Genomic DNA, 25997 nt, shown 5'->3' with positions numbered 1-25997 from the left:
GGTGCGGTAAGCACCCCCTTCCTCTTCTTCCTCTTCCCTGGAGTCACCTGATGGCCCGCCCTCTCACCACGTGCACGGTCACGCGTTCGCTCGCGGCCGCCGGTGCGGCGCTCGCACTCTGCGGCGCGGTGATGTGGGTGCTGCCCGGGCCCGGTCTTCCCGTACTGCTGGCAGGCATCACCTGTCTCGCGGTCGCCGGAGCGGTTCGGCTGATCGACCGGCCCCGGTGAAAGAAGGTGTCGACATGCACGGCAATCCGCTCTACCACTGGATCGCTCTGGCCGTCGCCAGTGTCCTGATGCTGCTGCCGGCGATCGCGATCCTGCGTGGCTGGGTCCCGCCGTGGATGAGACGTCGGCCCACCGGCGGCCTGCGGCCCCGTGCCTACGCGCTTCTGTGCTTGTACGGCGGCATGCTGGCCAACGGGGTGCCCCGCCTGGCGAACGCCTCGTACGACGTGGTCATGGCCGCCATGTTCGTCGGTATGGGGTTCTACGGCCTCGCGGCCCTTCTGTTCCTGCTGTCCGCGATCAAGGACAACCGGCCCCGGGCCGGGACACCGGAGCCGTGACCGTGACTGGTGGGGCAGGCCCGAGCGCCGTCGTCAGGGGAGCAGACCCGCCAAGGCGACGACACCCAGGGCCAAGGGTGACCACACGACGAACGGCGTCCCTCTGAGTCGCCGGTCCGGATCCGTGACGGGCCGCAGACGAGGGTGGCGGGCCATGACCGTCAGGATGTCGGCCGCCTCCTGTCCGGTGTGGGGACGGCCGAGGATCCGGTTCAGCCAGGCAGGGCCATACAGTCCGGCCATGGGGTGCCTGTCGCCGTCGAAGAACTCCAGCAGGCCGTCCCGCCGCATGTCCACCCGGCTGAGCTGCTGCCACGGAAGGAACCTGACGGTCCAGAACCGTCGTATCCACACACCACTGTGGCCCGCGGAGACTCGCCACATTCCCAGGCGGCACGCCATCCACGTGGCGAACATGGTTGCCCAGCACAGGAAGATCCAGTCCCCCGGAGTGTTGCCGGCCCTTTCCTCGACGCCGGGGCGCAGCACGAACCAAAGGAACTGTGCACACCACAGGACGGCGAGGACCCGCCCTCCCCAGCCGGCCCGCCAGCTCGGCGGCGCGGCCGGTGGGGCCGACTCCTGGGCCAGCAGGCCGAGCCGCTGTTCACGGATCTCCCGACGCTGCCGTCTGCTGTCTCTGCGCGCGGTGCGCCGCGTCCGGGTGTACGCGGTGAGGCCGGGGATGTTCACGGGGTGCCTCCGAGGCAGGCGGTTGCCGGGGTGCTGGTCGGAGTCCAGGTCACGGGCCGGGGCCCGTGGCCGGAGCTGCGGTTGCCGTCCGAGGAGTTCGGCTCACGCTCCTCCTCCGGCGAGCCGTTCCAGCAGCCGGACGGCTGTCACCACGCCCGCCAACCACCGTTGGTCGCCGTCGCGTTCGACGACGGCGACCAACGGGCTGCGGGTCCGCACGATGAGGTCCGCGACCCGCGTGAGGTCGTCGGTCTCCTCGACCGTGGGCGGGCTGGGGCTGCCGGGAGGCAGCCAGTCCGTGACGCTGAGACCGGCGATCCCCGCCGCCCCGTCGCGGTCCTGCCCGTCGGCCATGAGTCGTCCGACGAGTTGGGCGCAGGGCACAAGGGCGTACGGTGCGGCGTCGGTGTCGACGACCAGGAGTGCGGGCAACCGGTGCAGGGCCAGCAGCCGGACCGCGTGGGCGGCGTCCTCGTCGGTGGTGACGTACGGGTAGGGCTCGGCGAGGTCACGCGCCCACACGGTCGGCCTCCTCGGTGGCGGACGGCGTGCCCGCACCGGAGGACGTGCCCGCGAGGTCGTCGACGTGGAAGAGACGGGCGATCGGCACGTCGGTGGAGCTGTGCGCGATGATCGAGAAGGCGATGCAGACGGCGATGAGGGTGAACGCCTCCTCGCCCTGTGGGATCCCGGCCTGGAGCACCAGCAGTCCGTATACCACCGAGGCGAAGCCCTTCGGCCCGAACCAGGCCGCGACCAGCTTCTCCTGCCGGGTGAACCGCGTGCCGAGCAGCGACAACAGCAGCGACGCCGGGCGGATCAGCACGATCGCCAGGACGACCGCCGCGTATCCGCCGAAGGACAGGTCACCGAAGAGCGACGGTGTCAGCAGTGCACCGAAGACCAGCAGGGCCGCGAACTTGGCCAGCTCCGCCAGCGCCTCACCGAGCGGCTCGAACGCCTCCTTCGCCTCCAGCGAGCGTGCGGTGAGCACGGCCCCCGCGGAGAACGCGGCGAGGTAGGGGTTGGCGTGCGTGAGGTGGCAGACCGCGTACAGGATCACGCCGATCGCCAGCGGCAGCAGCGGCTGGAGCTTGGGCTCGGCGCCCAGCAGCCGGAACCGTACGAGTTCGACGACGACGTAGGGCAGGACGATGCCGAAGAGCAGCCCGAGGACCAGCTCCAGGGCGATCTTCCCCAGGGACGACTCGGCGTGCCCGGAGGTCGGCCCGGCCGCCGCGATCAGGACGAGGACGACGGGCAGGGCGAGGCCGTCGTTGATGCCGCTCTCCACGTTCAGCAACTGCCGCAGCTTCGACGGGACTTCCTTGCGGCCGACGATCGCGGAGGCGAACACCGGGTCGGTCGGCGCGAGTACGGCGCCGACCAGGAAGGACGTCGTCCAGTCCAGGCCCACCAGGTAGTGCGTGATCAGCGCCATGCCGATGAACGCCAGCGGCATGCCGAGCCCCAGGGCGCGGACCGGGTTGCGCCAGTTCTGGCGCAGCTTGGGGAAGGAGACGTGCATGCCGTCGGTGAACAGCACCGCGAACAGCGCCAGGTCCGCGGTCACCGACACGATCTCGCTGTCCGGCGTGATGTGGATCCAGCCCAGGAAACCGTCGCTGACGAGCGCGCCGCCGACCAGGAAGAGCAGCGATGTCGACAGCACCGTGCGGGCGGCGAGACCCGACAGCAGCACCGCGATCAGCAGCGCCACCCCGAAGACCACGACGAGCACCATGAACAGGACCCCCGAATCGGCGAAGAGAGCTCTCCCAAGACCGCCGACCAGACTTCCCGGCACACCGGGGGCACCATACATGTTCTTTACGCGGCGCTGACAGGTTCTTGGCGCGCAGCCACGGGCTCTCTTTCGTTGCCGGGTTCCGGCACCGGGCGTTGCCCGGGGCAGGCGTCAGGCTGCGGTGGGATCTCCGTCCGGAAGAGAACGAGCGAGGGCCCGTGTCAGGCTGATCTTCCGCATGGCCGACCGTGCCTGATCGTTGGGGCGAGTGATGATCAGTCGTGTGCCGTGCTCACGGGCGGCGCGGAGAGCCGCGAAGAGCGCCGCGCACCCTTCAGGGCTGACATGGCCCACCCCCGTCATGTCCACCTCCAAGACGTCCGGGCCCTCGCCGATCAGGCCGCGGAGGCGCCGGCCCGTGGCAGGGGCACTGCGGAATCCGCCCGAACCGGTGTCTCCTTGCCGGGGGCAGGCACCGCTTCAGGCAGGGGCGGGAGTACGCTCCTGCGACCGTGCGTCAAGACGACGACGAGGGCGCATTCGATCTGGGGGACCTGTATGGCGGGACGGGACGTGTCCGAGGGGCGCGGGGCAGCGGGACACGAGGCGTACCTGGAGGGATACGCCGACATCCTCGCCGATGCCTCGGCCACCGGCCGCAGGCTCTCCCGGGACGAACTGGCCTCGCGCCGTGCCCTGGGTGAACAGGCGGCCGAGGCCGGGATCGGGCTGCGTGCCCTGGTCGGCGCCCACATGACAGCCACCCGGGCACACTGGCCCAACGGCAGCGAACCGATGGTGGACGACGTGCTGTCCGTCGCCGCGCAGGCTCTCGACGCCTTCGCCGAGGGCTACGAACGGGCTCAGCGCCACGCCGTGCGCCAGGAGGAGGCCGCCCGCCGGGAGTTCATCGACGACCTGCTGTACGGCCGCAGCGACCTGGGCCGACTGGCCCAGCGCGCGGAACGCTACGGGCTGCGGCTCTCGTACGAACACGCGGTCGCCGTGGCCCGCGGCCCGGCCGCCTACGAGGAGGGCGACCCGGTGCTCCGGGAGGTGGAGCGCGCGCTGAGAGGCCGGTTCGGCGACCGCAGCATCCTTCTCACCACCAAGGACGGCCGACTCGTCTGCGTCGCCCCGGGCGACCAGGACGACGTCCTCGTGTACTTCGCCAAGCAGGCGTTCGCCGCGACCGGGGGCGGACAGGTGGCGCTCGGCCGCCCGCACACGGGCCCGGCGGGCGTCGTCCAGTCGTACGAGGAGGCCCTCAACGCCCTCGACCTGGCCGAACGCCTGGAACTCGACGATCCCGTGCTCCGCTCCGCCGACCTCCTCGTCTATCCCGTCCTCACCCGAGACCGACAGGCCATGGCCGACCTGGTGGAGAACGCCCTCGGCCCTCTGCGTCAGGCCCGCGGCGGAGCCCAGCCGCTCCTCGACACCCTCACCGCCTACTTCGACTCGGGCTGCGTCTCCGCGGAGGCCGCCCGGCGACTGTCGCTGAGCGTGCGCGCCTTCACGTACCGCCTCGAACGCATCCACAAACTGACCGGTGCCGACCCCTCCGATCCGGTCCACCGGTACACCCTCCAGACCGCGGTGATCGGCGCCCGACTGCTCGACTGGCCGACGAAACCCCTCTGACCCGCCCCCCGGCAGGGCACCCAAACGTGATGATGATCGCAGCGGCCCGCCCGCATCGGACACGCTCGGGCCGCATGCCCCGCGCCGTGGCGGTTAGTGTGTAAAGAACGCGTCAAAGGCGCGGGGTGTGCCGGGAAGTCTGGTCGGCGTCGAAGGGGCGCGTATGCCCAGAACCCGATGCTGTGGAGGTCTTCCCGGATGCGTGCCCCCCGTCGTGAACGTTCCGTCTTCCTCGGTCTGCTGCCCTGGCCGGAGCAGGTGCGGGTGGCCCGCGCCCTGCGTACGGAGACGGTGGGCGGGCTCGTGCTGCTGGCGGCGGCCGTGGTGGCACTGGTCTGGGCGAACACCCCGTGGAGCGGGTCGTACGAGGACCTGCGCGACGCACACTTCGGGATAGCGGCTCTCGGCCTTGACCTGTCCGTGGGGCACTGGACGGCGGACGGGCTGCTGACCGTGTTCTTCCTGGTCGCCGGGATCGAGCTGAAGCGTGAGCTGGTGGCAGGCGAACTGCGGACCCCGGCCACGGCCGCCCTCCCGGTGGTCGCCGCCCTGTGCGGCATGGTGATCCCCGCCGGCGTCTACCTGGCCACCGTCGGACTCGGCGGCGGCAGCGCACAGGGCTGGGCGGTGCCCATGGCCACCGACATCGCCTTCGCGCTCGCCGTCCTCGCGGTGCTCTCCACCCACCTGCCGTCCGCGCTGCGGGCCTTCCTGCTGACCTTGGCCGTGGTCGACGACCTCGGCGCGATCCTGGTCATCGCGGTCTTCTTCACCAGTGACCTGAACCCGGCCGCGCTCGCCGGGGCCGTGGCCGGACTGGTCGTGTTCTATCTGCTCCAGCGCTTCCGGGTGCGCGGCTGGTGGTGGTACGTGCCGCTGGGCCTGGTGATCTGGGCGCTGATGTACAACGGCGGCGTGCACGCCACCGTGGCCGGTGTGGCCATGGGCCTGATCCTGCGCACGGTCCGCGACGAGGACGAGGACGCCTCCCCCGGGGAGCGGACCGAACACCTGCTGCGGCCGGTCTCGGCCGGGGTGGCGGTGCCGCTGTTCGCGCTGTTCGCCGCCGGGGTGAGCGTGTCGGGCACCGCCCTGGGCGCGGTGTTCACGCAACCGGAGCCCCTGGGCGTCGTCCTCGGACTGGTACTGGGCAAGACGGTGGGCATCTTCGCCGGCACCTACCTCGCCGCCCGCTTCACCCGGGCCCGCCTCAACCCCGACCTGGCCTGGGCGGACGTGTTCGCCCTCGCGGTACTGGCGGGCATCGGCTTCACCGTGGCCCTGCTCATCGGCGAACTGGCCTTCACCGATCCGGCCGACGTCGAGCACGTCAAGGTGGCCGTGCTGCTCGGCTCCCTGATCGCCGCTGCCCTCGCGGCCCTCCTGATCAAACGCCGCAACGGCATCTACCGCCGCCTGTGGGAGGCGGAGAACCGGGACGAGGACGCCGACGGCATCCCCGACATCTACCAGCGCGCCGCCCCCGGTCGCGACGGTGCCGAGGGCACGGGCTGAGACCTCGGCGATGCGAGCTGGACAAAAGGAGTCGAAGGTGAAGGAGCCGTTCGGACGGGGCGGTGTGGTCGACATCGCGATGGGGTGGCTGGCCGTCCTGGTTTCGACAGCTTTGCTGGTGAAGGGCATAGAGCTGTCCAGGCACGGGGCCTCGCGATGGTGGCCGACGATCGCGGGCGGGACGGTCGTGCTCAGCCTGCACGGCTTGTACCGGATCCGCCGGGACACCCCCCGGAGCGGCTCGTGAGTGCTGCGCGTTCGCTTGCCGCCGCCGGATAGGGTGACGGCCGCGCGGGTTGGACGGACCCCGTACGAAGTCCGTACCCATCCTTGACGGACCGGGCGTACGCAGAAGGGGAGCCGTGGCGAGACGTACCGCGCATCCGCGCAGGTCGCTGTTGGCCGCGCACCCGGCCCGTACGGTCGTGCTGGCCTTCGCCGCCGCGATCGCCCTCGGGACCGGGCTGCTCGCGCTGCCGCTCGCCGCCGAGGACGGTACGGCCACCGGGCTGGTGACCGCGCTGTTCACGTCCACCTCGGCCGTCTGCGTGACGGGTCTGGCCGTGGTGGACACCGGCACGTACTGGAGCGGCTTCGGCGAGGGCGTGATCCTCGCGCTGATCCAGATCGGCGGCTTCGGCATCATGACCATGGCCTCCCTGCTCGCGCTGCTGGTCTCCGGGAAGCTGCGGCTGCGACTGCAGCTCACCGCGCAGGCGGAGACCAAGAGCCTGGACATCGGTGACGTGCGGCGGGTGCTGCTCGGCGTCGCGGGCACGACGCTGATCGTGGAACTCGCGGTCGGCGCGGTCCTCTCCCTGCGCTTCCGCTTCGGCTACGGCGACTCCATCGGCGAGGCCGTGTACCTGGGCTACTTCCACGCCGTGTCGGCCTTCAACAACGCCGGCTTCGGCCTGCACGCCGACAGCCTGACCCGCTATGCCCAGGACCCGTGGGTCACCCTGCCGATCGCCGTCGCCGTGATCCTCGGCGGGCTCGGCTTCCCCGTCCTCCTGGAACTGCTCCGCCACCGCAACCGCCACCGCACCACCGGACGCCGCAACTGGACCCTGCACACCAGGCTGACGCTCGTCACCACCGTCGTGCTGCTCGCCGTCGGCACCCTGCTCACCTGTCTGCTGGAGTGGACCAACCCGGCCACTCTCGGATCGCACGACTGGCCCGCGAAGCTGCTGAACGGGTTCTTCCACTCCGCGATGACCCGCACCGCCGGCTTCAACTCCCTCGACATCGGGGCCATGCACGCCTCCACACTCCTGATGACCTGCATGCTGATGTTCGTCGGCGGTGGCAGCGCGGGTACCGCGGGCGGCATCAAGGTCACCACGTTCGCGGTCCTGGCCGTCGCGATCATCGCCGAGGTGCGAGGCGAACCCAACTCCACGGTCCTGGGCCGCAGACTCGCCCCGCACAGCCTGCGCCAGGCGCTGACCGTGGTGCTGCTCGGCGTCGGCCTGGTCATGGCCGCCACGCTGGCCCTCCTCAGCATGACCTCGCTGCCCCTGGACGGAGTGCTGTTCGAGGTCGTCTCCGCCTTCGCCACGGTCGGCCTGTCCACCGGCATCACCGCCGACTTCCCCGACGCCGGACAGCTGATCCTCGTCCTGCTGATGTTCATCGGCCGCCTCGGCCCGGTCACCCTGGTCTCGGCGCTGGCCCTGCGCGAACGCGTCCGCCGCTACGAACTGCCCGAGGAGCGACCCGTCATTGGTTAACTACCTGCACTCCCTGCGCCGACGCCGCCGCAAGCGCCTGGCCCACCAGACCATCCAGCACGCCGGGGACCAGCGGGTCGCGGTCATCGGCCTCGGCCGTTTCGGCAGCTCGCTGGCGAACGAGCTGATGCACCGCGGCTGGGACGTCCTCGGCATCGACACCGACACCCGGCTCGTGCAGAAGTACAGCGACGGACTGACGCACTCGGCGGTCGCCGACTGCACCGATCCCGAGGTGCTCCGCCAGCTCGGCGTACACGACTTCACCAGCGCCGTCGTCGGCATCGGCACCGACATCGAGGCGTCCATCCTGGTCAGCTCCAACCTGCTGGAGGCCGAGGTGCCCAACATCTGGGCCAAGGCCATCAGCCGCCAGCACGGCCAGATCCTCGAACGACTCGGCGTCCACCACGTCGTCCTGCCCGAGCACGAGATGGGCGAACGCGTCGCCCACCTGGTCACCGGCCGGATGCTGGACTTCATCGAGTTCGACGACGACTACGCCCTGGTGAAGACCGTCGCCCCGGACATCGCCACCGGCGTCCCCCTCGGCCAGAGCCACGTCCGCAGCCGGTACGGCGTCACGGTCGTCGGCATCAAGCGCCCCGGTGAGGACTTCACGTACGCCACCGCCGACACGGTCGTCCAGAAGGGCGACGTCATCGTGGTCACCGGCAAGACCCACGCGGTGGAGACCTTCGCCGAGCTGAGCTGAACCGAGCTGAACCGAGCCGAGCCGAGCCGAGCTGAACCGAGCTGTGCCATCCGTCTTCTGTCACGCGCCGTCCCCGTACGCGGAAGCCAGGGCCCGCGCCACCAACGCGACGACCTCGTCGGGAGACTCGTCCAGCAGTAGGTGACCCGAGTCGTCCAAGACGTGCAACCGGGCGCCGAGGTGCCGCTGGGCGGCCGACCCGAGGCGCTGCGGTGGCAGGAAGACGTCATGGCGACCCGTGGCCACGACGCACGGCACCGACCGGCGTCGCGCCAGCAGCTCGGGCGGCAGCGGGGGAGGGGCGAGACTGCTGCGGCAGCTGCGGGCGACCAGCGTCATCCACTCCGTGAGCTCGTCCGGCACCCGCTCGTCGAAGGCCGTCATCCGACGCAGCAGTCGGGCGCTCCTCGGCAGAGTCGGCCGGGCGAGCCAGGGCACGGTGGCCGCCACCACGCCCATCGGGACCCGCAGCCGCACCAGCCCGGCACTGGAGAGCAGCAACCGCCCGGCGATGCGCGGGGAGTCGGAGGCGAGTACGACGGCGCCGCCCAGCGAATGCCCGACGAGCAGGGCCGGCCCCGGCACCGCCTGTTCCAATGCCTCGGTGAGCCAACGCCCGTACCACGCGGACCGTCCCCGGCGCGGGCGGACGTCCGCGCTCAGGCCGGGCTGGCCGGGCACGTCGAGCACGACGGTCGGCCAGCGGGCCGCGAGCGCCCCGGTCAGGTGGCGGCACACGGCACCGTTGGTGTTGGTCCCCGGCACCAGCACCACCGTCGACGAAGATGCCACCGGCTCCGCGCCGACGAGGAGCACGCTGGTGACCCCCGCCTCCGTCCTGATCTCACTGCGCCGGTGCGGCACGTCCCAGCTGCCGAGCCGTTGGAGACACCAGTCCCGTACACGTCGCCGGTCCGCCGGCCCGCGGTAGATGGAGGGCACGGTCGGCAGGGTAGACCTGAGCAACGGCCCCGGGACACCGCTGGACCCTGCGATCTTCAGCGCACGGTGCCGTCGGTCTGGATGACGACGGCGCGGTCTGGCTCGCCGCCCGTTCGCACCGGGGTCCCCCAATAGCCAGTCGAACCGGTGCTGGGCCAGTGCCGACTCACCGAGGATCCGCTCGCACAGGCCGACGACGTACGCCTCGTCACTGTCGTCTCTCGTTCCCATGGCCGCGCATCATGTCAGCCTCCGCCGACGAGAAACCCCGGTCGGACCGCGCGGATTCCGCCGGGTCTGTGTGGACACGGACCGCTCAAGCCGGTTGCGGTCCGCCCCACCTGGAGGGCCTCCAGGCGAGGTGGCCGATGTTCACCGCGGTGACCGTGGCGCCGTCGAGTCCGCCCTCGGCTTCTCCTCAGAAAAGCCTCAGAGTTCCACCAAGCCGCGATGCGGAGGCGGGCGCGACGATCGAGCGGTCCCGGTCCGTCCGGCCCTGGGGGCGAGTGGGAGCGACACGCGTCGGCAGGCCCGGTGCCGGCATCAGACCGTTGTCACTCCGCTCAGTGCCTCCGGCTGTACCGATCGGCGCAGCAGACAGGGATACCGAGATACGGAGTCGTCATGATCTTCAGGAGCAAGTACCCGGATGTCGCCGTCGTCGATCGTCCCCTCCACGAGTGGGTGCTCGGTGAAGCCTCGGGGCGCGGAACCCGGCCGGCCATGGTGGACGTGTCCAGTGGACGAACGGTGACGTACGGCGAACTGGCCGCGCTGGTCCGCGGGCTCGCGGCGGGCCTCGCCGTCGAGGGAATCGCCAAGGGGGACGTGGTCGCGCTGCACTCGCCGAACACCGTCCTGTTCCCCGTGGTCCTCTACGCGGTCACCGCCGCGGGCGGGACGGTGACCACACTGTCGCCGCTGGCCACGGCCGCCGAGATCGCCAAGCAGCTGATCGACGCCGAAGCGCGGCTGATGGTGAGCGTGTCGCCGCTGGTCGAGACGGCGCGGGCCGCGGTCGAGCTGGTCCGGCGGCAGACGGGCCGGGACATGGAGATCCTGGTCTGTGACAGTGCGGACGGTCATCGATCGGTGCTCGCGTTGCTGAACGACGGACCCGTGCCGCCGTTCTCGACCGATCCGGCCGTGGACGTCGCCGTGCTGCCCTATTCGAGTGGCACCACGGGCGTACCCAAGGGCGTGATGCTGACCCACCGTAACCTGTGCACCAATCTCGAACAGTTGAACGGGCTGCATCGGGTCGACGAGAACGACCGTGTCATCGCGATTCTGCCGTTCTTCCACATCTTCGGTCTGACCGCGCTGGTCAACAACGCGCTGCGCCGTGGCGCGACCGTGTACGTCCACGCCCGGTTCGATCTCGACGCGTTCCTGACCAGCCTGGAGCGCGACCGCATCACCCACGCCTACGTCGCCCCGCCGGTGATGCTCGCGCTGGCCAAGCACCCCGCGGTCGGGAAACTGGACCTGTCGCACCTGCGGCGCGTCATCTGCGCGGCGGCGCCGCTCGACGCGGGACTGCAGGCGGCGGTGGCCGACCGGCTGGGCATGGAGGTCGGGCAGGCGTACGGCATGACCGAGCTGTCCCCCGCCTCGCACATCCATGCCGACGGCAACCGGGACGAGCCCGTCGCGTGCGTGGGTCATCTGCTCCCGTCGACGCAGGCACGTCTGGTCGATCCCGACACCGGTCAGGACGTGGCGGAGGGCGAGCCGGGCGAGGTGTGGGTCCGAGGGCCGCAGGTCATGAAGGGCTACTTCGGACGGCCGGAGGACACCGACGCGACCGTCGACGCCGACGGCTGGCTGCACACCGGTGACATCGGCCGGGTCGACGAGGACGGGAACTGGTTCATCGTCGACCGGGTCAAGGAACTCATCAAGTACAAGGGCTACCAGGTGGCGCCGGCCGAGCTCGAAGCCATCCTGGTGCGGCACCCCGGCATAGCCGACGCGGCCGTGATCGGAGTCGACGATGAGGAGGGCAACGAGATACCGAAGGCGTTCGTGGTGCCCATGACCGGGGTGCCGATATCCGCCACCGAGGTGATGGCCCACGTCGCGGGCCAGGTCGCCCCGTACAAGAGGATCCGCCGGGTCGAGTTCATCGAGGCCGTACCGAAGGCGGCCTCCGGGAAGATCCTGCGGCGCCGACTGCGGGAACGGGAACGGGCACGTTCCTGAGCGGCGTCCGAACTCGCGGGCCCGGCGCTCGGGGGGCAGGGGTAGGCCCCCAACTCCCGAAGAATGAAGAGGCGTTGTAAAGTTTTCGTGTGGACGGCGCGGTGTATCGGTTCGGGCAGTACGCGTTGGACGCGGACCGCCGCCGACTCAGTCATGACGGACAGCGGGTCGACGTCGAGCCCCGGGCACTGGACCTTCTGTGCCACCTGGTCGAGCACCGTGGTCGCGTCGTGTCCGAAGACGAGCTGCGCGACATGATGGGGCGCGGCCACGCGGTCAGCGAGGCCGCACTCGCCGCCTTGCTGCGCACGGCCCGTCTCGCGATCGGTGACAGTGACACACGACAGCAGCTGATTCGCACCATGCGTCCGCACGGCTATCGGTTCGTGGCGCACACCACGGTGGCTTCCACCGCTCCGGCCGCCCCGCCCCCGGCCCCCGGGGGCGGGGCGGCCGCGGACCGCGAGGTCATCCGTTTCTGCCGGTCCGCCGACGGCACCCGCATCGCCTACGCGCTCACCGGCGAGGGGCCGCCCTTGGTGAAGACCGCCAACTGGCTGACCCACCTCGACCTCGACCGGACCTCCCCGATGTGGGCCCACTGGTTCGACGGTCTCACCCGCGGCCGGCAGCTCGTCCGCTACGACGAGCGGGGCTGCGGCCTCTCCTCATGGGACATGGGCAGCTTCACGCTCGACGACCTGGTCGCCGACCTCGATGCCGTGGCCGATGCCGTCGGCCTCGACCGCTTCCCTCTGCTCGGGGTGTCACAGGGCGGTGCGGTGGCGGTCGCCTACGCCGCGCTTCGCCCCGAGCGGGTCAGTCACCTGATCCTCACCTCGGCCTATGCCCGGGGGCAGTTGATCCGTGCGGGCAGTCACGCCGAGCGCGATGCCGCCGAGGTCGACCTCGACATCGCCCGCGCCGGATGGCGTTCGCAGGACAGCAGCAGCAGCTTCCTGCGCTACTTCGCTTCCCAGTTCCTCGCCGACGCCACTCCCGCGGAGTGGGACGCGTTCGCCGCGTACCAGCGTCAGACGACCTCGCCCGCCAACGGCCTGCGCTTCCTGGAGGAGTTCACCCGCATCGACGTCTCGGGCGTCGCTCACGAGGTGACCTGCCCCACGCTGATCATCCACTCCCGCGACGACGCGCGTGTCCCTGTCGCGCAGGCCCTGGAACTGGCCACGCTCATCCCCGACAGTCGGCTGGTTCTGCTCGAAGGCCGCAACCACCTGTTCACAGGCGACGACCCGGCCTGGCCCACCTTCCTCACCCACCTCTACAACTTCCTCTCCGAGTAGCCCGCCCGGCAGACGGAACGACTGCGACGACGTGAGGGCGCTGCGGGGCGCGGTGCACAGCCGTGGTGGCCGCGCAAACACACCGGCGCCGCCACAGCCGGTTCGGCTTGACCGTGGCAGCACCGGGAGGACATGGAGGACATGAGCGACGGGCGAGGGCCCACGGGCACAGCCTCGGCCGGTGGGCCCGTGACGGACGGCAGGAGTAGATGCTCCTCGTGTGTCCGGTTTCCCCCGTGATGTTCTGACCGGACGTCCGTGAAGTCGTCGGCCGACTTCACGCACGTCGATGGTCTCGGCGGGCCGACCCGCCGACCCGCCGACCCGCCGACCCGACTCCCCGCCGGCCTGCGGAAACGGTGTACGACTAGCCGATGACGATGTCGCAGTCGGCCGTCCCGCGGGCGGCGATGGTGGCGAAGTCCGCCTGGACGAAGGGGTCGTACGCCGCCGCGGTGAGGGTGCGGGTCGACTTGCGGGGCACCCACTTCGTGCCCGTCGAGTGCCTGACGTCCGACGCGTCCCACGACAGGTCACAGACCCAGTGGACGTTGCGGCCCGCGGGCCGCGGGTTGGTCGCGTTCGCGTCGATCCTCCAGTTGCCGTCCGCGTTGACGGTGAACGTGATGTTCCCCCGCACGTCGTGGCTGCTGTCGCTCGTCTTGAACTGGACGGACATGCCGTCCGCCGCGACGTGCTTGGTGGTGGCGTTGGCGTGTGCGGGAACCGTTCCCAGCAGCAGGGAGCCCAGCCCGGCCCCGGTCGCGATCAGCAGCGCCAGCCCCCGGCGAGTCCGGGCCTGACCGGACGTCCTGGTGTTGTCGAGTCGCATCTTCGTGTCCTTCTCTCGCGTTGTCCTGTGTCTGAGGTGAGTGCCGGCCTGGGGGAGATGCCTTCACAACTTCCCCTCCGCCCGGCACAGTTCAAGCATCGGGGCCGTCGGCCGCCAAGACTTGGTGGACGTCTGAGGCTCGTCTGAGGGCGTGCTGAGGAGGGGCTGAGGGTGTGGCGCTCAGTCGGTGAGCCGGGTTGATGGGGAGCGGGTGCGCACCAGGTCCGGCGGACCGGATGCAGACGGCGGCGTGCGAGGCCGGCGAGATGCGGCCGGCGAGATGAGGCCCACGGGCTGGTCGGCACATGGTGCCGCAGCCGCCCGTAGGCTGCCGACAGCCTGCCCGGGGAATCGAGCCGGGCACCTCCGGGGGGCGGCCCACGTACGGCGTGGGCAGACTCGGAAGACGCCGTCATCGGGGAAGAACGCGGCCGCCGGCTTCTCCGCCCAGCGCGCCGAGGCCGCCAGGACCGACTTCGCCGGCCCGAGTCGCTGACGACCTGGCCACGGCCGTCCCGGGTCCGGACAGCTGCCCGCCGATCCCTCGGCCCGCAGAGGGCCGGGCCGCCCCCCCCAAGCCCCGCGACTCCTCAGCTCTCGGCTGCTGAGGAGTGGTGGCTCACTCGGTCAGGAAGGCGCCGACGTGCGACAGGAACTCGTCCCAGGCCGGTTCGTACTCGGTGAGCAGGTGACTGCGGCTCTTGAGCAGGACCAGCCGGCTGTCGGGAATGAGCGCGGCCAGTTCATTGGCCTGGGAGACCGGCACCCGCTCGTCGTCGCGGGAATGGAGGATCAGCGTCGGACAGGCCACCCTGTGGGCGATGTCGGACACGTCGATCCGGGCGAACTCCTCAAGGAAACGCACCCCGTTGGACGGCGAGGTCGTCCGCCGCTGAAAAGCGCTGAACTCGTCCCAGTCCTCCGGTGTGCCATCGGGCAGGAACTGGGAGGCGAAGACCCGCAGGAATCTGGGGTCCTGATGGATCCATCCCACCCGGGCCACATCCAGGTCGAGGGCCGCCTCGGCACCTTCGGTCTCGCTTCGGGCCCGGACCTGCCGCCCCCGGGCGTAGGCCCCGGCGAGGATCAGCCGGCTGACCCGCTCCGGATGGCGCACGGCATAGGCCACCGCCACCGCACCGCCCTGCGACACCCCGAGCAGAGGGAACCTGTCGAGCCCCACGGCCTCGACCACGGTCTCCAGATCGTCGACCCAGTCCTCGAACGTGAAGCGCGGCACCACCCAGTCGGAGAGGCCGCACCCGCGCTCGTCGTAGCGGATCAGCCGGTGGTTGCGGGCGAGCCCGCGCAGCCAGTGCGACCACACCGGAGTCGTCCACTCCAGGTCGAGATGGGACATCCAGTTGGCCGCCTTGAGCAGGGGCGGTCCCGAGCCGACGGCGGCATAGGCGATGCGCGTGCCGTCACCGGCCCTGCAGAACCGGATGGTCTGACGGTCGGCACCGCTCGGCCCGTCGGCTGTCGTCCCGACTGTTTCGGTTCCCTGGTCGGTACGCGCGGACGTGGCGTCACCGACGGCTGTCACCGGCGCCACGAACTGACAGCCCCGCCGGTGCACGGTACGGATCAGCTGCTGACGGCTGCCGGTGTCGCCCACGGCCAGACGCGCGGTCCGCAGCGCCGTGGTGAGGGCGGCCTCGCTGACGAAGCGGTCACCCCACACCTCGTCGAGCAACTCGCTCTTCGGAACCACCCGGTCCCGGTGCAGGACCAAGTGGCACAGCAGGTCCAGGGCCCGAGGCTCGACGTGGACCGGCTCGCCGGCCCGACGGAGCTGCCGCCGGGAGAGGTCCAGCTCGAACTCTCCGAAGCGATACTTGTCCCCCTTCACCTTTGCAGCGTACAACTCCTTTCTGTGGGCGTACACATGAGCGATATTCGGGTGTGTCCATCACGGTGGTCGCACAGGTCGCACAGGTCGCACAGGTCGCGTCGGCAGTCGGCCGGATCGGGAAAGCCCCGCGAGGGCGCCTGGCGCGACCGCCGATGCCGCAGCCGTAAGCGTTCTGTCATCTGCTCCAGGGCCGGAGACGGTCGATCGTCGCGTTGAATGAGGTGGCGGGGCGAGGGACTCTCTGAAGGAGGTACGTGATGGGGCGGGTACGGGCCGTACTGGTCAGGCCGTGGATGGCCGGAGTCCTGGTGGTCGCTGTCGCGGCCGTCGGTTTCGGGGCGTACTGGTTCCAGCCGTGGAAACTGTGGCAGGACCAGACGGTGACGGAGGCGCTGCCCGGGGCCGTGGAGCCCTCCGCGGTGTCCTCTCTGGGGTCTGAGGCGAAGCGACCTGAAGCGACCTCGCCGACCGATTCCCCGACGCCCTCGGCGTCGGCGTCCGCCAGGCCGGAGACGTTGGCCAGTGGCGAGCTGATCAGCCACGAGCACACCACTTCCGGCGTGGTGAAGCTCGTACTGCTGGCCGACGGCTCGCACGTCGTGCGGCTGGAGAACCTCGACACCAGCAACGGGCCCGACCTTCGTGTCTGGCTCACGGACGCGCCGGTGAAGGAGGGACGTGCGGGCTGGCATGTCTTCGATGACGGGGAGTACGTCAGCCTCGGCAAGCTGAAGGGCAACAAGGGCAGTCAGAACTACCCGCTGCCCGAGGGCGTCGACCCGGCCCGGTTCGGCAGTGTCAGCATCTGGTGCGACCGGTTCGACGTCTCCTTCGGTGCAGCCGAGCTCGCCCCGGTGTGACGGGCCGTGGGGCGGAGAGACTCCGGAAGGGCCGGCGGTATGGGGTCCATAAGACGTCAGAGGGCCGGGCTGGTCATGGCCCCCGCGGCGGGCGAGGCGGGGAAGGGCGCAGTGCCTGGAGTGTTGTCGGAGGGCTGAGGCCGCAAGCCCGCTCGTCATCAGGATCGTCGGGGCGCTCATGGGCGCGGTTTCGACTTGGTCATTCGTGGGCGTCCTGACGTCATCGCTTCGTTCCCGCTCGGGTAGAGGCTCGGATGGTGGGCGAGGCGTGCCGCGACAGTCCGCGTCACGCCTCGCTTTCGGTTTGGGCTATGTGGACACCGAGCGTGCAGCCGAGCGTCGCCACGAGGGAGAAGCGGCGCCGGGTGGCGGGCCAGGCGACGGCGAACTGGGCGAGGACGAGCAGCGCGGCCGGCCGCCACGGGGTGACTCCGTCGGCCACGGCGTAGTGCCCCGACACCGCCGGCACGCTGCCGACCACGGCGAACGCCGCGGCTCGCACGCGGGTCCCTGCCCGGTCCGTCCGATGCGGAGCAAGGTGCTCACCCGGCGGCGGTACGGCGTCGGCCGCCACGCTCGTGCCTCCTTCCCCGGCGATCGGCCTGGGCCGTATGCGACCAGTACGGTGCTGTCGGTTCTGGTGTTCACCTCCGGGGCCTGCCGGCGCCGGCGGCAGGCTGAGGTTCTGCCTCATTCATCCGGGCGACGGGGTCGTGATGTCGGTGGTGGTGGCCCACCCGGTGGGGGCCTGCTCTGACTGCTGAGAGATGGAGTCGCCCGGTTCGTCGTGCGAGCTTCCAGGTGCCGTCAGGTGGGAGAAGAGGCCGAGTACCACGGTGATCGCGGCGACCGTGCCGAGGACACGGCCCGCTCGGCGTCGCCTCGCCCGGCCGTCCAGGTCGCGCCAGGGCGGGCCGGGCCACGGGTCGGCCGGTTGCCAGAGTTCACCCACCGCCTTGGCCTCGTACCGCGAGACCGATCCGCTCTGAACGCAGGGCGGTTCTGCCGTCCTCCCCGCCCCCTCGCGCGGATCGGGGAAACGACGGGGCTGCGCGAGCGCCGTTCGTTCCCGGGCGGAGGGCTCCCTGGGAGCGGTCCGCCGTACCGCGCGTTCGCTGTCGGTGAGGAATCGATGCCACACCTCGTCGTGGACGGGTGGAGTGCGATTTCCCTCGTCAGGCCGGCGGCGGATCCGCTGGCGGGGGCGTCCGGCTGCCGACGCCCTGATCCCGCATTCGGTTTCTGCCGTCGTCACTCCTGGTGCCGGGTGGCAGCCGGCTGCCGGACGGGCCCCGCTCGATCATTGCACAGTACAAAATGAGATCGCCACCGTGGTTCTTACGAGACCCTGACGTGGATGCCGAACCCCTTCAGCCACTCCTGCCCCGTCGGCAACTCTGGATTCGCCCGCCACCGTTCCGGGGTGGCGGACGGGTAGAAGGAGCACAGGGATGAGCAGGCACACCAGGCGCAGGTCCTCGTTACAGGTTCGACTGACGGTCGCCGGGGCCGGTGTCCTCGCGACCGTCGCGGCGGTGGCCACGGTGACCGTCGCGTCGGCGGGGGAGACCGGGCGCCGGTACACGGGTTCACCGGCGGCCGGTGCCGACCACGCGGTGTTCGTGCAGGGCAACGAACTCAGCGGCAACACCATTCACGCCTTCAAGCGCGGCGACGACGGCAAGCTGACCGCGGCCGGCCGTTACGCCACTGGGGGCAAGGGCGGCGACCAGGTCGACGCGCCCACCGACTCGCTCGCCTCCCAGGGCTCGCTCGTCTACGACGACGCCTCCGGCCTGCTGCTGGCGGTCAACGCGGGCAGCGGCACGGTGACCTCGTTCCGCGTTCAGGGGCAGAAGCTGACGGATCGTCGCGTGGTGGACTCGGGCGGCGACTTCCCGGCCTCCGTCGCGGTGTACGGATCGGTGGCCTATGTCATGAACGCCGGCGGGGAGGGCAGTGTCCAGGGCTTCCGGATCACCGCCAAGGGGCTCAAGCCGCTGCGTGGCTCGCAGCGCTCCCTGGGGCTGGACAACGACACGGTGCCGCTGTTCAGCAGCTCGCCCGGGCAGGTCGCGTTCACCCCCGGCGGCCGTGAACTCGTCGTCACCACCAAGTCCGCGAACACCATCGAGGTCTTCCCGATGCGGCGCGACGGACGCCCGGCCGAGCGGGCTGTCGTCAACCGGTCAGCCGGGGAGGTGCCGTTCGCGATCACCTTCGACAGGTCCGGGCGGATGCTGGTGGCCGAGGCCGCGAAGTCGACGGTCAGTGCGTACAAGGTGCGCTCCGACGGACGCCTCGAGCTGGTGCAGAAGCCGCTGCCGAACGGCCAGGACACGCTGTGCTGGCTGGAGCGTGCGGGCGACTTCTTCTACGGGGGCAACACGGGCAACTCCACCGTCACCGGATACCGCACCGGCCCTGACGGACGCCTCGCCCTCACCAATGACGTCGGCATCGCCACGCCTCCCTCGGCCAAGTCCCAGGGTGTCATCGATCTGGCGGTGACCGAGGACGAGAGGTTCCTGTACGTGCAGAACGCCGTCTCCGGCACGGTCGACGGCTTCCGCGTCGGCCGGAACGGCTCGCTCACCAAGGTCACCACCGCCACCGGACTGCCCGCCTTCGCCGAGTCCGGCATGGAGGGCATCGCCGCGGTGTAAGGAAAGCGGCCACCGCGGCGGGCGGCGCCCCCCGGAGCGACTCCGGGGGGCGCCACCGGCCGTCCGCCGCGCGGTGGTCGACGGCCGGGCCCGCCCTGCCGTCGGCGGCGTGCGGTGGCTTCCCGCCTCGGGGGACAGCACCCCCGGCGGTACCCGACCGAGGCGTCGAGACGTGCGAACGGGATGGTGCGTCCGGCCGCGAGGAATGCGGCCTCGTTGCCGTCGGAGGGCAGCCCCATGAACGCGCACGCGCGGCGGGCCGTCCGCGGATGCGGCCGGGAGCAGCCCGCCAGGATCTCCGTCCCCGGCCTCCGCTGGGAGGAATCGCGGTGCCGGCGTGATGGCGGTTGCCGAACTGGATGACCGCCGACGTCCCGCCTTGAGGGCCACGGTGGAAAGCGGCACCGGCACGGGGAACAAGCCGCCGCAGAGCGCCACCTTGCTGTCGTGGATGCCGGGTGGGGTCATGGCGGTGGTGACTGTCGTGGACATCGTGGTCGGGCCCGGGGGCGGACTGTTGCCGTTGGTGTCGCGGGGGCCTGCTTGCGCCGGGCTCGTCGGAGGCTGGCGCCGCACCGCGCTGACGGGTGTGGTGGCGCTCGTGCTGTGCGTGGGGCTCGGAATCTACGACGGGTTGTTCGACTGCTGGTACGGGACGACGGCACCGCCGACTTCCCCGAACCGCCCTCCCCTGCGCTTCCCCCGGGCCTGGGCGCGCACGGTGACGCCGGACCGCAGCCCTACCGGGTGGGGTTCGCACCGGGCGAGCAGTTGCTGCTGTACACCGACGGTGTCATCGAGGCGCGGGACGAGGACGGGCACTTCCATCCGCTCGCCCAACGGGCCGCTCTGCTCAAGGACCCTGACGCGCATGCCGCGCTCGACGCGCTGCGCCGCGATGTGCAGGGCCATGCCGAGGGACCGCCCCACGACGACGCCGCGATGCTGCTGCTCCGCTGTCGCGGCTACGGGAGGGACCGGGGAAGGCGGGCGCCGAGATGAACCATGGAAGGGTCATGGGAGTGGAAAATCTGTTCCTATGTGCAGAGTGGACGGTGCTCGCGGCGAGGTAGAAAGGCCGCATGGTGCAACGTGAGGCCCCGGCCGGGGGCATGGACGATGTCGACGTGGTGACCCGTGCGGTGCTCACGGCGTCGAGACTCTTGGTCGTCTCCGCCCGGTCGCTCGCCGAGGTGGAGGAGAGGGCGACGCTGCCCCAGTTCCGCATGCTCGTGGTGCTGTCCACGCACGGGGCCACCAAGCTGGTCACCCTCGCCGACCTTCTTCAGGTCGCGCCGTCCACGGCCATGCGCATGGTCGACCGGCTCATCGCGGCCGGGCTCGCCGACCGGCAGACCAATCCCAGCAACCGCCGTGAGACCGTGCTCCAGCTCACGGACGAGGGACGGCGCACCGTCGAGGACGTCACCGGTCGCCGTAGGACGGAGATCGCCGGGATCGCAGAGCGCCTGACGCCGGACCAGCGGTCGGCCCTCGTGGACGCGCTCACCGCCTTCAACGAGGCGGGCGACGAACCGCTCGCCCCGGCGGCGGACGACACCGAGCCGTACCCTCTGGGCTGGGTCGACCCGGTACTGCCCAGGGGCGCCTGAGCGCACCCGCGGTCTGCTCGGCCACGGTTCGGGCGGCGGGCCCGACGGGTCGGTTCCGGCCCTCGGCCGGGTGTGACCGGACTGTTCTTCCCCTCTGGCTCTTTTGCATAATGCAAGAGAGTTGTGGGGGTGTCGTGACGCCCTGGACCGTCATACCGGTGCCGCGGCTCGTGGACATCGCGCGACGACCGGGGAGGAGCAGCGGATGTGTCGGCCGCGGCTCGACGGTAGCGCTGGTGCGTCGGCCCATGTGAGGGCCTTCGTGTGGGGACCCGCGGAGTTCGTCGGCCTGCCGCCGCGGTGGCTGGTCGTCGAGGGGATCCTGGTCGGTGCCTTGGCGACGACCGCCATCATCGGAGTCGGGACCGCGGGGGTCTGGGCCGGGCATCCCGCCTTGGCGGCCGGGGAGGGCGGACTGGTGATCGCCGCCGCGCTCGCTCTCTACCTTCTGATCACCGGGGCGGGCCGCGCGCTCGTCGGCATCGCCGCCACGCTCGGCCTGTGCCTGGCGCTGCTCATGCCCCAGGCCGCCGCCTGGCTGGTGCTGACCCAGCGGGGTGAGGTACGGCCGGTGGTGGTGACCCTGGTCGAAGGCGGGCCAGGGACCGGCATCGAGGACGGTCGGTATCTGTGCTCTGTGACGAGCCGGGCCGGAGTGCCCCTCTCGGCACGGATCTGGCGCGGGTGCGGAGGGTCGACCCGGCCGGGGGACGTCCTGACGGTCGTGTACGACCCGAAGGGGGCGGTGCTGCCGCGGGGTGTGGCGCCGGGTGCGGACCGCGGCCCGCTGTTGGGGGTGGCGGCATTGGCGGTCGCGCTTGTCACCGGGTGCACGCTTGCCGTCGTGCGGTCCTTCCGGCTGATCCCGCCCTCTTGAAGGGTCTCTCTTCGTCGAACGCGAGCTCCTTCGGCCGGGCGTCGCCGGGCCCCGTCGCCCGCCTGTTCGGTCGCCAGGCGCGGGGCCGAGTCGACCCGGCACGGTGGGCGCCGGTGTCACTTCTCCCCGGTGGACGGCGACGCAGACGGGCTGGGGGGAGCGGTCGGTGCGGCGGTGTTGACGTCCAGGTCCGGGCGCGGGGTCAGGACGACCATGGGAGCGCCCGGCTGGGGCACGGGCGGGGTGGCCTGGTCCTTGGGCAGCTTCGGGGGGTTGGTCTGCTGGTAGTTGACGTTCTCGTGATTGACCAGACCGGTCTTCTCCAGCACGGTGATGTGGTCGAGCACGGTGTCGTTGGCGAGATCGGCGAGCTGGCGCACCAGGGTGTTGCGGGTACTGGCGCGGATCTTGGCGATGGCCGGGAAGATCTGGCCGTGCGTGACGCGCATGATCTGCACGGCGGTCGAGTCGAACTCCTTGCCGGTGGCCGCGTCCACGGTGGCCACGAACTGCTGCTGTTGCGGACTCGCCTGGTTGTTGAGCGTGATGCCCAGCTCCGGGGCGATCCTGCGGCACATCTCGTCGAGACCGGCGTGCCCGACGACCAGATGCTCGCCTGCCTCCTTCATCTCCGGGGTCGTACCGCGCTCCATGGCCATCTCGCCCAGCGGATACTCCCAGAGCCCCGCCGAGCGCACCTTGATCACGAAGTCACGGTCGGCCTCCGTCAACGGACCGAACGGCGTGCTGGCGATGATGCGCTCGGTCGAGGTGGCCGTCTTCTCGACACCCAGCATGGCGGGGTAGGCGAGTGCGACGACGGTCATCAGGAGGCCTCCGCTCATGAAGATGGCTCCTGGGGTACGTGGGATGCGCATGGTTCCTCCTGGCATGCGGACGCGGGACCCCCGGTCGGGGCGCGAGCGCGAGGGATCCGCCGGGGAGCGAATCTCGGTCGCCAGGAGGTACGGACGAGAGCGCCGGATGGATCATTGCGCAGAGCAAAATTGCATCAGGTGGTGTGATGCGTGTCACGCCGACGGGGTGATCGTTCGCGGGTCTTGCCGCGCGGTACATGCGGAACGGGGGAGCGGACTTCGCCGTCACTGAACCGGGCCTGCCGGACGCGCCGTTCACCCTGGACACCCTCACCACCGTCGCCCCGTATGCGCTCGCCATGGCGCTGGTCGGCCTTTTGGAGTCACTGATGACGGCCAAGCTGGTCGACGAGATCACCGACACCCGCGCCTCGAAGACCCGCGAGTCCCGTCGATCAGGGCGTCGCCGACATCGTCACCGGGTTCTTCGGCGGCATGGGCGGCTGCGCCATGATCGGCCAGACGATGATCAACGTACGGGTCTCCGGCGCCCGCACCCGGCTGTCCACGCTTCTCGCCGACGCGTTCCTGATGGTGCTGTGCATCGTCTTCGGTCCGGTCGTCTCCGACATCCCGATGGCCGTCCGGAACCCGAAGAGGCGTTCCAGGGTGGGCTTCGCCCGTCGCGTCTGGCCTCGATGACGCCCAGGCGTTGGGTCGGGACGGGGTTCTGGCACGGTGACGTCCGAGGGTGGTCAGGGGCGCGGATGGGTCTCGTACATGCGCATCGCGACGACGAGGCCGGAGACGGCGGTCAGGGCGGCGACGGCCCAGATGGCGGTGGTGAGGCCGTAGGCGTCGGCGAGGATTCCGGCGAGGAGGGCGCCGATGGCGAAGCCGCCGTCGCGCCATAGGCGGTAGACGCCGACTGCGCGGGCGCGCCAGGCGGGGTGGGCGACGTCGCCGATGACGGCGAGGAGGGTCGGGTAGACCAGCGCGGTGCCGATGCCGAGCAGGATCTGGGCGGTGGCCCAGACGGAGAAGGTTGTTCCGGCGGCGACGAGGGCGATGGCGGCGGCCTGGAGCAGCATGCCCGCGGTGATGAGGTGTTTGCGGCCGACGTGGTCGGACCACCAGCCGGTGAGCATCTGGCCCGCGCCCCATACGGCGGGGTAGACGGCGGCGAGGACGCCGATCTGGGCGATGGACAGGCCGTGCGTAGCGAAGAGCAGGGGGAAGATGCCCCAGGCGAGGGCGTCGTTGAGGTTGTTGACCATGCCGGCCTGACTGGCGGCCGACAGCGCCTTGTCGCTCAGGCTGGTGAGGCGGGCGATCTGGCCGGTGGTCAACTCGGCATCGGAGCCTGATTGTCGGGGGTGCTGGGCGGCCTCGGCGCGGGCGTGGTCGCGGGTCTCGCGGACGGCGAGGGTGGACAGGCCCAGGGCCAGGACGACATAGGCGGCGCCGAGGAGGAACGGCTCGGGGCGCAGCCCGGCGTGTTCGGCGATGGCGCCGGTGGCCATGGCGGTGGCGGCGACCGCGACGTATCCGGCTGCCTCGTTGAAGCCCATGGCCAGGCCGCGGCGTTCCGGGCCGACCAGGTCGATCTTCATGATGACGGTGGTGGACCAGGTCAGGCCCTGGTTCATGCCGAGCAGGACGTTGGCGGCGATGATCCAGCCCCAGGTCGGGCCCCAGGCGAGCATGGCCGGCACGGGCAGGGCGATCAGCCAGCCGGCGATCAGGACCGGCTTGCGGCCGTAGCGGTCGGAGAAGGTGCCGGCGAAGAAGTTGGTGATGGCCTTGGTGGCGCCGAAGGCCAGGATGTAGGTGAGCGCGGCGGTGTAGGCGGACAGGTGGAAGACGTCGTCGGCGAGCAGCGGCAGTACGGTGCGTTCCTGGCCGAGCATGCCGCCGACCAGGGCGTTGACCGCGACGAGCAGGGTGAACTGGGCGAGGTTGGCGCGCAGTCCGAGTCGTATGCCGTCGGCGGGGCCGGATGGGGGTCCGCCCTGGTCGAGCGGAGTCGAGGACTTGGGGGAGGTCACGCACCTTCCTCCAGGGGGCGGCCGGTGGCCTTGGCCCAGTCGCCCGGTCCGCCGTCCAGGACGGCGAGGTCGTCGTGTCCGGCACGCGCGAGGAGGCTGGCGGCGGTCATGGCGCGCTCGCCGTGCCCGCAGGCGACCACGGCGCCGGTCGGTGCTTCGTCGGTACGGGCGGTCAGTTCACCGAGTTCGATGCCGACAGCGCCGGGGATGTGTCCGGCGATGTGCTCGGCCCGCTGCCGGATGTCCAGGACCGGACGGCCTGCGATGTGGTCGGCGGTGAGCAGGTCGATGGTCTGCTGCTCTCCGTCGTCCGCCTGCCAGGCGGCCCACTCCAGGTGTCCGGCCAGCCGCTCGTATCCGATCTTCAGGGCCTGCCAGGTGAGTTCGGCCAGGTCCTGGCCCGGTGCGGTGACGAAGACGAGCGGGGCGTCCTCGGGCAGCAGCCAGCCCAGCCAGGGGGCGAACTGGTCGCGCAGCGGGATGGAGATCGCGCCGGGGATGTGGCCGTGGGCGAAGTCCGTGACGGGCCGTACGTCGATGATCTGGGCGCCCTGGCCCAGCACCTGGCGTGTCTCGGCCGCTGAGAGCGCGGCGAGCGTGGGGGACGTGCCGAGGACCGCGGGGCCGCGCCGGTTGATCTCGCCCAGGCGGTCGAAGTAGGCGGGGTAGGAGCCGAGGCTGCCGACCAGCTGCTGTACGAAGGTGTCCTCGTCCGGCGCGGCGAGCAGGGCGTTGGCATGCTTCTGGGCGCCGATGGTGGTGGTGCGTTCGGCGCCGGGCGGAGCGGAGCAGAAGGAGCCGGCGCCGTGCGTGGGCCACACAGCGGTCGTGTCCGGCAGCTGGGTCAGGCGCCGCAGAGAGTGGTACTGGGCTCGGGCGAGTTCGTCCGCGCGGTCGGCGCCGAGCAGGTCGGTGCGGGCGGCGGAGCCGACGATGAGGGAGCCGCCGGTGAAGACGCCCAGCTCATGGGTGCCGTCCAGGAGGAGGAAGGACAGGTGCTCGTCGGTGTGGCCGGGGGTGGCCAGGGCCCGCAGTGTCAGGCCGCCCAGGTCTGTCTCGTCGCCGTCGGTGAGCGCGGTGTGGGGGAAGGCGCGGTGTCCGGCGGCGGAGGCCAGGACGGTCGCGCCGTCGTCGGCGGCGAGCTGGAGGGCGCCGGTGAGGAAGTCGGCGTGCAGGTGGGTGTCGGCGGCGTAGGCGACGCTCAGCCCGTGCCGTGCGGCGGCGGTGCGCAGGGCGCGCAGATCACGGCTCGCGTCCACCGCCAGGGCGCGTCGGTCGCCGAGGTCGACGAGATAGGCGCTGTTGCCCAGCTCTTCGTCGACCAGCGGTATCAGGTGATCGTCGGCGAAGCCCATC

The 25997-nt window shown here is 70.9% G+C and carries 25 protein-coding genes and 2 pseudogenes; 15 read left to right on the top strand and 12 right to left on the bottom strand.

The genetic code is table 11. From position 1 onward, the window contains the following. The first annotated feature begins 50 nt into the window (after window positions 1–50). Together P8T65_RS21400 and P8T65_RS21395 are read left to right on the top strand one after the other, a co-directional pair. Window positions 51–230 (top strand): hypothetical protein, encoded by a 180-nt coding sequence (locus P8T65_RS21400; RefSeq protein WP_316726908.1) that lies wholly within the window; start codon window positions 51–53, stop codon window positions 228–230. A gap of 14 nt (window positions 231–244) precedes the next feature. Beyond that, on the top strand, window positions 245–571 hold the full coding sequence (locus tag P8T65_RS21395) for a hypothetical protein (RefSeq protein WP_316726907.1): 327 nt from the start codon (window positions 245–247) through the stop codon (window positions 569–571). 33 nt (window positions 572–604) lie between these two features. Here P8T65_RS21395 and P8T65_RS21390 read toward each other — a convergent pair whose 3' ends face one another. The 4 genes from P8T65_RS21390 to P8T65_RS47305 all read right to left on the bottom strand — a co-directional run bounded on the left by P8T65_RS21390 (window position 605) and on the right by P8T65_RS47305 (window position 3407). Beyond that, window positions 605–1264 carry a hypothetical protein gene (locus tag P8T65_RS21390; RefSeq protein WP_316726906.1) on the bottom strand — a complete coding sequence of 220 codons (660 nt, stop codon included), beginning with the start codon at window positions 1262–1264 and terminating at the stop codon, window positions 605–607. A gap of 102 nt (window positions 1265–1366) precedes the next feature. Continuing rightward, on the bottom strand, window positions 1367–1786 hold the full coding sequence (locus P8T65_RS21385; RefSeq protein WP_316726905.1) for a CBS domain-containing protein: 420 nt from the start codon (window positions 1784–1786) through the stop codon (window positions 1367–1369). Further along, the gene (locus P8T65_RS21380; protein ID WP_316726904.1) at window positions 1773–3008 is read right to left on the bottom strand and encodes a cation:proton antiporter; all 1236 of its coding nucleotides are present in this window, start codon (window positions 3006–3008) and stop codon (window positions 1773–1775) included. Before P8T65_RS21380 ends, P8T65_RS21385 begins: the two co-directional genes overlap by 14 nt. A 174-nt stretch (window positions 3009–3182) precedes the next feature. After that, window positions 3183–3407 (bottom strand): STAS domain-containing protein, encoded by a 225-nt coding sequence (locus tag P8T65_RS47305; protein ID WP_399103173.1) that lies wholly within the window; start codon window positions 3405–3407, stop codon window positions 3183–3185. A 162-nt stretch (window positions 3408–3569) separates the two neighbouring features. On the opposite strand from P8T65_RS47305, the gene P8T65_RS21375 reads away from it, so the two are divergent. The 5 genes from P8T65_RS21375 (at window position 3570) to P8T65_RS21355 (ending at window position 8621) form a co-directional block, all read left to right on the top strand. Further along, window positions 3570–4655 carry a helix-turn-helix domain-containing protein gene (locus tag P8T65_RS21375; RefSeq protein WP_316726902.1) on the top strand — a complete coding sequence of 362 codons (1086 nt, stop codon included), beginning with the start codon at window positions 3570–3572 and terminating at the stop codon, window positions 4653–4655. Window positions 4656–4853: 198 nt separating this feature from the next. Next, complete coding sequence (gene nhaA / locus P8T65_RS21370; protein ID WP_316726901.1) at window positions 4854–6170, top strand: Na+/H+ antiporter NhaA; 1317 nt, start codon at window positions 4854–4856, stop codon at window positions 6168–6170. Window positions 6171–6207: 37 nt separating this feature from the next. Continuing rightward, window positions 6208–6417, top strand: coding sequence for a hypothetical protein (locus P8T65_RS21365; protein WP_316726900.1), 210 nt, complete (start codon window positions 6208–6210; stop codon window positions 6415–6417). Between the two features lie 115 nt (window positions 6418–6532). Beyond that, on the top strand, window positions 6533–7906 hold the full coding sequence (locus tag P8T65_RS21360) for a potassium transporter TrkG (RefSeq protein ID WP_316726899.1): 1374 nt from the start codon (window positions 6533–6535) through the stop codon (window positions 7904–7906). Beyond that, window positions 7899–8621, top strand: coding sequence for a TrkA family potassium uptake protein (locus P8T65_RS21355; protein ID WP_316726898.1), 723 nt, complete (start codon window positions 7899–7901; stop codon window positions 8619–8621). The genes P8T65_RS21360 and P8T65_RS21355 overlap by 8 nt, the downstream gene beginning before the upstream one ends. A 60-nt stretch (window positions 8622–8681) precedes the next feature. Here P8T65_RS21355 and P8T65_RS21350 read toward each other — a convergent pair whose 3' ends face one another. Further along, the gene (locus tag P8T65_RS21350; protein WP_316726897.1) at window positions 8682–9794 is read right to left on the bottom strand and encodes an alpha/beta hydrolase; all 1113 of its coding nucleotides are present in this window, start codon (window positions 9792–9794) and stop codon (window positions 8682–8684) included. Window positions 9795–10187: 393 nt separating this feature from the next. Here P8T65_RS21350 and P8T65_RS21345 point away from each other — a divergent pair, with 393 nt between their 5' ends. Together P8T65_RS21345 and P8T65_RS21340 are read left to right on the top strand one after the other, a co-directional pair. Then, a complete protein-coding gene (locus P8T65_RS21345; protein ID WP_316726896.1) occupies window positions 10188–11768 on the top strand; it encodes an AMP-binding protein in 1581 nt (526 codons plus the stop codon). A gap of 89 nt (window positions 11769–11857) precedes the next feature. Continuing rightward, complete coding sequence (locus tag P8T65_RS21340) at window positions 11858–13072, top strand: alpha/beta fold hydrolase (protein WP_316726895.1); 1215 nt, start codon at window positions 11858–11860, stop codon at window positions 13070–13072. Window positions 13073–13439: 367 nt separating this feature from the next. On the opposite strand, the gene P8T65_RS21335 is transcribed toward P8T65_RS21340, so the two are convergent. Further along, window positions 13440–13904: a hypothetical protein gene (locus P8T65_RS21335; RefSeq protein ID WP_316726894.1), complete on the bottom strand. Its 465-nt coding sequence runs from the start codon at window positions 13902–13904 to the stop codon at window positions 13440–13442. 619 nt (window positions 13905–14523) lie between these two features. After that, window positions 14524–15756 (bottom strand): alpha/beta fold hydrolase, encoded by a 1233-nt coding sequence (locus P8T65_RS21330; protein WP_316726893.1) that lies wholly within the window; start codon window positions 15754–15756, stop codon window positions 14524–14526. 260 nt (window positions 15757–16016) lie between these two features. Here P8T65_RS21330 and P8T65_RS21325 point away from each other — a divergent pair, with 260 nt between their 5' ends. Further along, window positions 16017–16619: a DM13 domain-containing protein gene (locus P8T65_RS21325; protein WP_316726892.1), complete on the top strand. Its 603-nt coding sequence runs from the start codon at window positions 16017–16019 to the stop codon at window positions 16617–16619. 286 nt (window positions 16620–16905) lie between these two features. On the opposite strand, the gene P8T65_RS21320 is transcribed toward P8T65_RS21325, so the two are convergent. Next, a complete protein-coding gene (locus P8T65_RS21320) occupies window positions 16906–17193 on the bottom strand; it encodes a hypothetical protein (protein ID WP_316726891.1) in 288 nt (95 codons plus the stop codon). A gap of 120 nt (window positions 17194–17313) precedes the next feature. Beyond that, on the bottom strand, window positions 17314–17571 hold the full coding sequence (locus tag P8T65_RS21315; protein ID WP_316726890.1) for a hypothetical protein: 258 nt from the start codon (window positions 17569–17571) through the stop codon (window positions 17314–17316). 499 nt (window positions 17572–18070) lie between these two features. Here P8T65_RS21315 and P8T65_RS21310 point away from each other — a divergent pair, with 499 nt between their 5' ends. The 4 genes and pseudogenes from P8T65_RS21310 (at window position 18071) to P8T65_RS21295 (ending at window position 21775) form a co-directional block, all read left to right on the top strand. Beyond that, window positions 18071–19285: a beta-propeller fold lactonase family protein gene (locus P8T65_RS21310; protein WP_316726889.1), complete on the top strand. Its 1215-nt coding sequence runs from the start codon at window positions 18071–18073 to the stop codon at window positions 19283–19285. Window positions 19286–19736: 451 nt separating this feature from the next. Continuing rightward, window positions 19737–20287 (top strand): annotated as a pseudogene (locus tag P8T65_RS21305) (PP2C family protein-serine/threonine phosphatase). A gap of 80 nt (window positions 20288–20367) precedes the next feature. Beyond that, entirely contained in the window at window positions 20368–20898 is a 531-nt protein-coding gene (locus tag P8T65_RS21300; protein WP_316726888.1) for a MarR family transcriptional regulator, read from the top strand. Window positions 20899–21148: 250 nt separating this feature from the next. Beyond that, window positions 21149–21775, top strand: coding sequence for a hypothetical protein (locus P8T65_RS21295; RefSeq protein WP_316726887.1), 627 nt, complete (start codon window positions 21149–21151; stop codon window positions 21773–21775). 116 nt (window positions 21776–21891) lie between these two features. On the opposite strand, the gene P8T65_RS21290 is transcribed toward P8T65_RS21295, so the two are convergent. After that, the gene (locus P8T65_RS21290; protein ID WP_316726886.1) at window positions 21892–22653 is read right to left on the bottom strand and encodes a DUF4142 domain-containing protein; all 762 of its coding nucleotides are present in this window, start codon (window positions 22651–22653) and stop codon (window positions 21892–21894) included. Between the two features lie 230 nt (window positions 22654–22883). Between P8T65_RS21290 and P8T65_RS21285 the strand changes: the two are divergent. Then, window positions 22884–23235, top strand: a pseudogene (locus P8T65_RS21285) (SulP family inorganic anion transporter); the annotation flags it as partial. Window positions 23236–23348: 113 nt separating this feature from the next. Here the strand turns inward: P8T65_RS21285 and P8T65_RS21280 are convergent. Both P8T65_RS21280 and P8T65_RS21275 read right to left on the bottom strand, forming a co-directional pair. Beyond that, window positions 23349–24641, bottom strand: coding sequence for an MFS transporter (locus P8T65_RS21280; protein WP_316726885.1), 1293 nt, complete (start codon window positions 24639–24641; stop codon window positions 23349–23351). Then, on the bottom strand, window positions 24638–25996 hold the full coding sequence (locus P8T65_RS21275) for an MBL fold metallo-hydrolase (protein ID WP_316726884.1): 1359 nt from the start codon (window positions 25994–25996) through the stop codon (window positions 24638–24640). Before P8T65_RS21275 ends, P8T65_RS21280 begins: the two co-directional genes overlap by 4 nt. Window position 25997 lies beyond the last annotated feature (1 nt).

It is taken from the genome of Streptomyces sp. 11x1 (assembly GCF_032598905.1).
Lineage (GTDB): Bacteria > Actinomycetota > Actinomycetes > Streptomycetales > Streptomycetaceae > Streptomyces.
The sequence above is the reverse complement of the archived record's forward strand: the minus strand, read 5'-3'. Positions and strand labels throughout refer to the sequence as shown.

What these genes read in the sequence shown, in the direction of transcription:
- P8T65_RS21345 (WP_316726896.1), top strand. Translation starts at nt 10,188, where the DNA reads ATGATCTTCAGGAGCAAGTACCCGGATGTCGCCGTCGTCGATCGTCCC.
- P8T65_RS21380 (WP_316726904.1), bottom strand. Translation starts at nt 3,008, where the DNA reads ATGGTGCTCGTCGTGGTCTTCGGGGTGGCGCTGCTGATCGCGGTGCTG.
- P8T65_RS21290 (WP_316726886.1), bottom strand. Translation starts at nt 22,653, where the DNA reads ATGCGCATCCCACGTACCCCAGGAGCCATCTTCATGAGCGGAGGCCTC.
- P8T65_RS21400 (WP_316726908.1), top strand. Translation starts at nt 51, where the DNA reads ATGGCCCGCCCTCTCACCACGTGCACGGTCACGCGTTCGCTCGCGGCC.
- P8T65_RS21395 (WP_316726907.1), top strand. Translation starts at nt 245, where the DNA reads ATGCACGGCAATCCGCTCTACCACTGGATCGCTCTGGCCGTCGCCAGT.
- P8T65_RS21335 (WP_316726894.1), bottom strand. Translation starts at nt 13,904, where the DNA reads ATGCGACTCGACAACACCAGGACGTCCGGTCAGGCCCGGACTCGCCGG.
- P8T65_RS21310 (WP_316726889.1), top strand. Translation starts at nt 18,071, where the DNA reads ATGAGCAGGCACACCAGGCGCAGGTCCTCGTTACAGGTTCGACTGACG.
- P8T65_RS21275 (WP_316726884.1), bottom strand. Translation starts at nt 25,996, where the DNA reads ATGGGCTTCGCCGACGATCACCTGATACCGCTGGTCGACGAAGAGCTG.
- nhaA (WP_316726901.1), top strand. Translation starts at nt 4,854, where the DNA reads ATGCGTGCCCCCCGTCGTGAACGTTCCGTCTTCCTCGGTCTGCTGCCC.
- P8T65_RS21350 (WP_316726897.1), bottom strand. Translation starts at nt 9,794, where the DNA reads ATGGGAACGAGAGACGACAGTGACGAGGCGTACGTCGTCGGCCTGTGC.
- P8T65_RS21300 (WP_316726888.1), top strand. Translation starts at nt 20,368, where the DNA reads ATGGTGCAACGTGAGGCCCCGGCCGGGGGCATGGACGATGTCGACGTG.
- P8T65_RS21375 (WP_316726902.1), top strand. Translation starts at nt 3,570, where the DNA reads ATGGCGGGACGGGACGTGTCCGAGGGGCGCGGGGCAGCGGGACACGAG.
- P8T65_RS21325 (WP_316726892.1), top strand. Translation starts at nt 16,017, where the DNA reads ATGGGGCGGGTACGGGCCGTACTGGTCAGGCCGTGGATGGCCGGAGTC.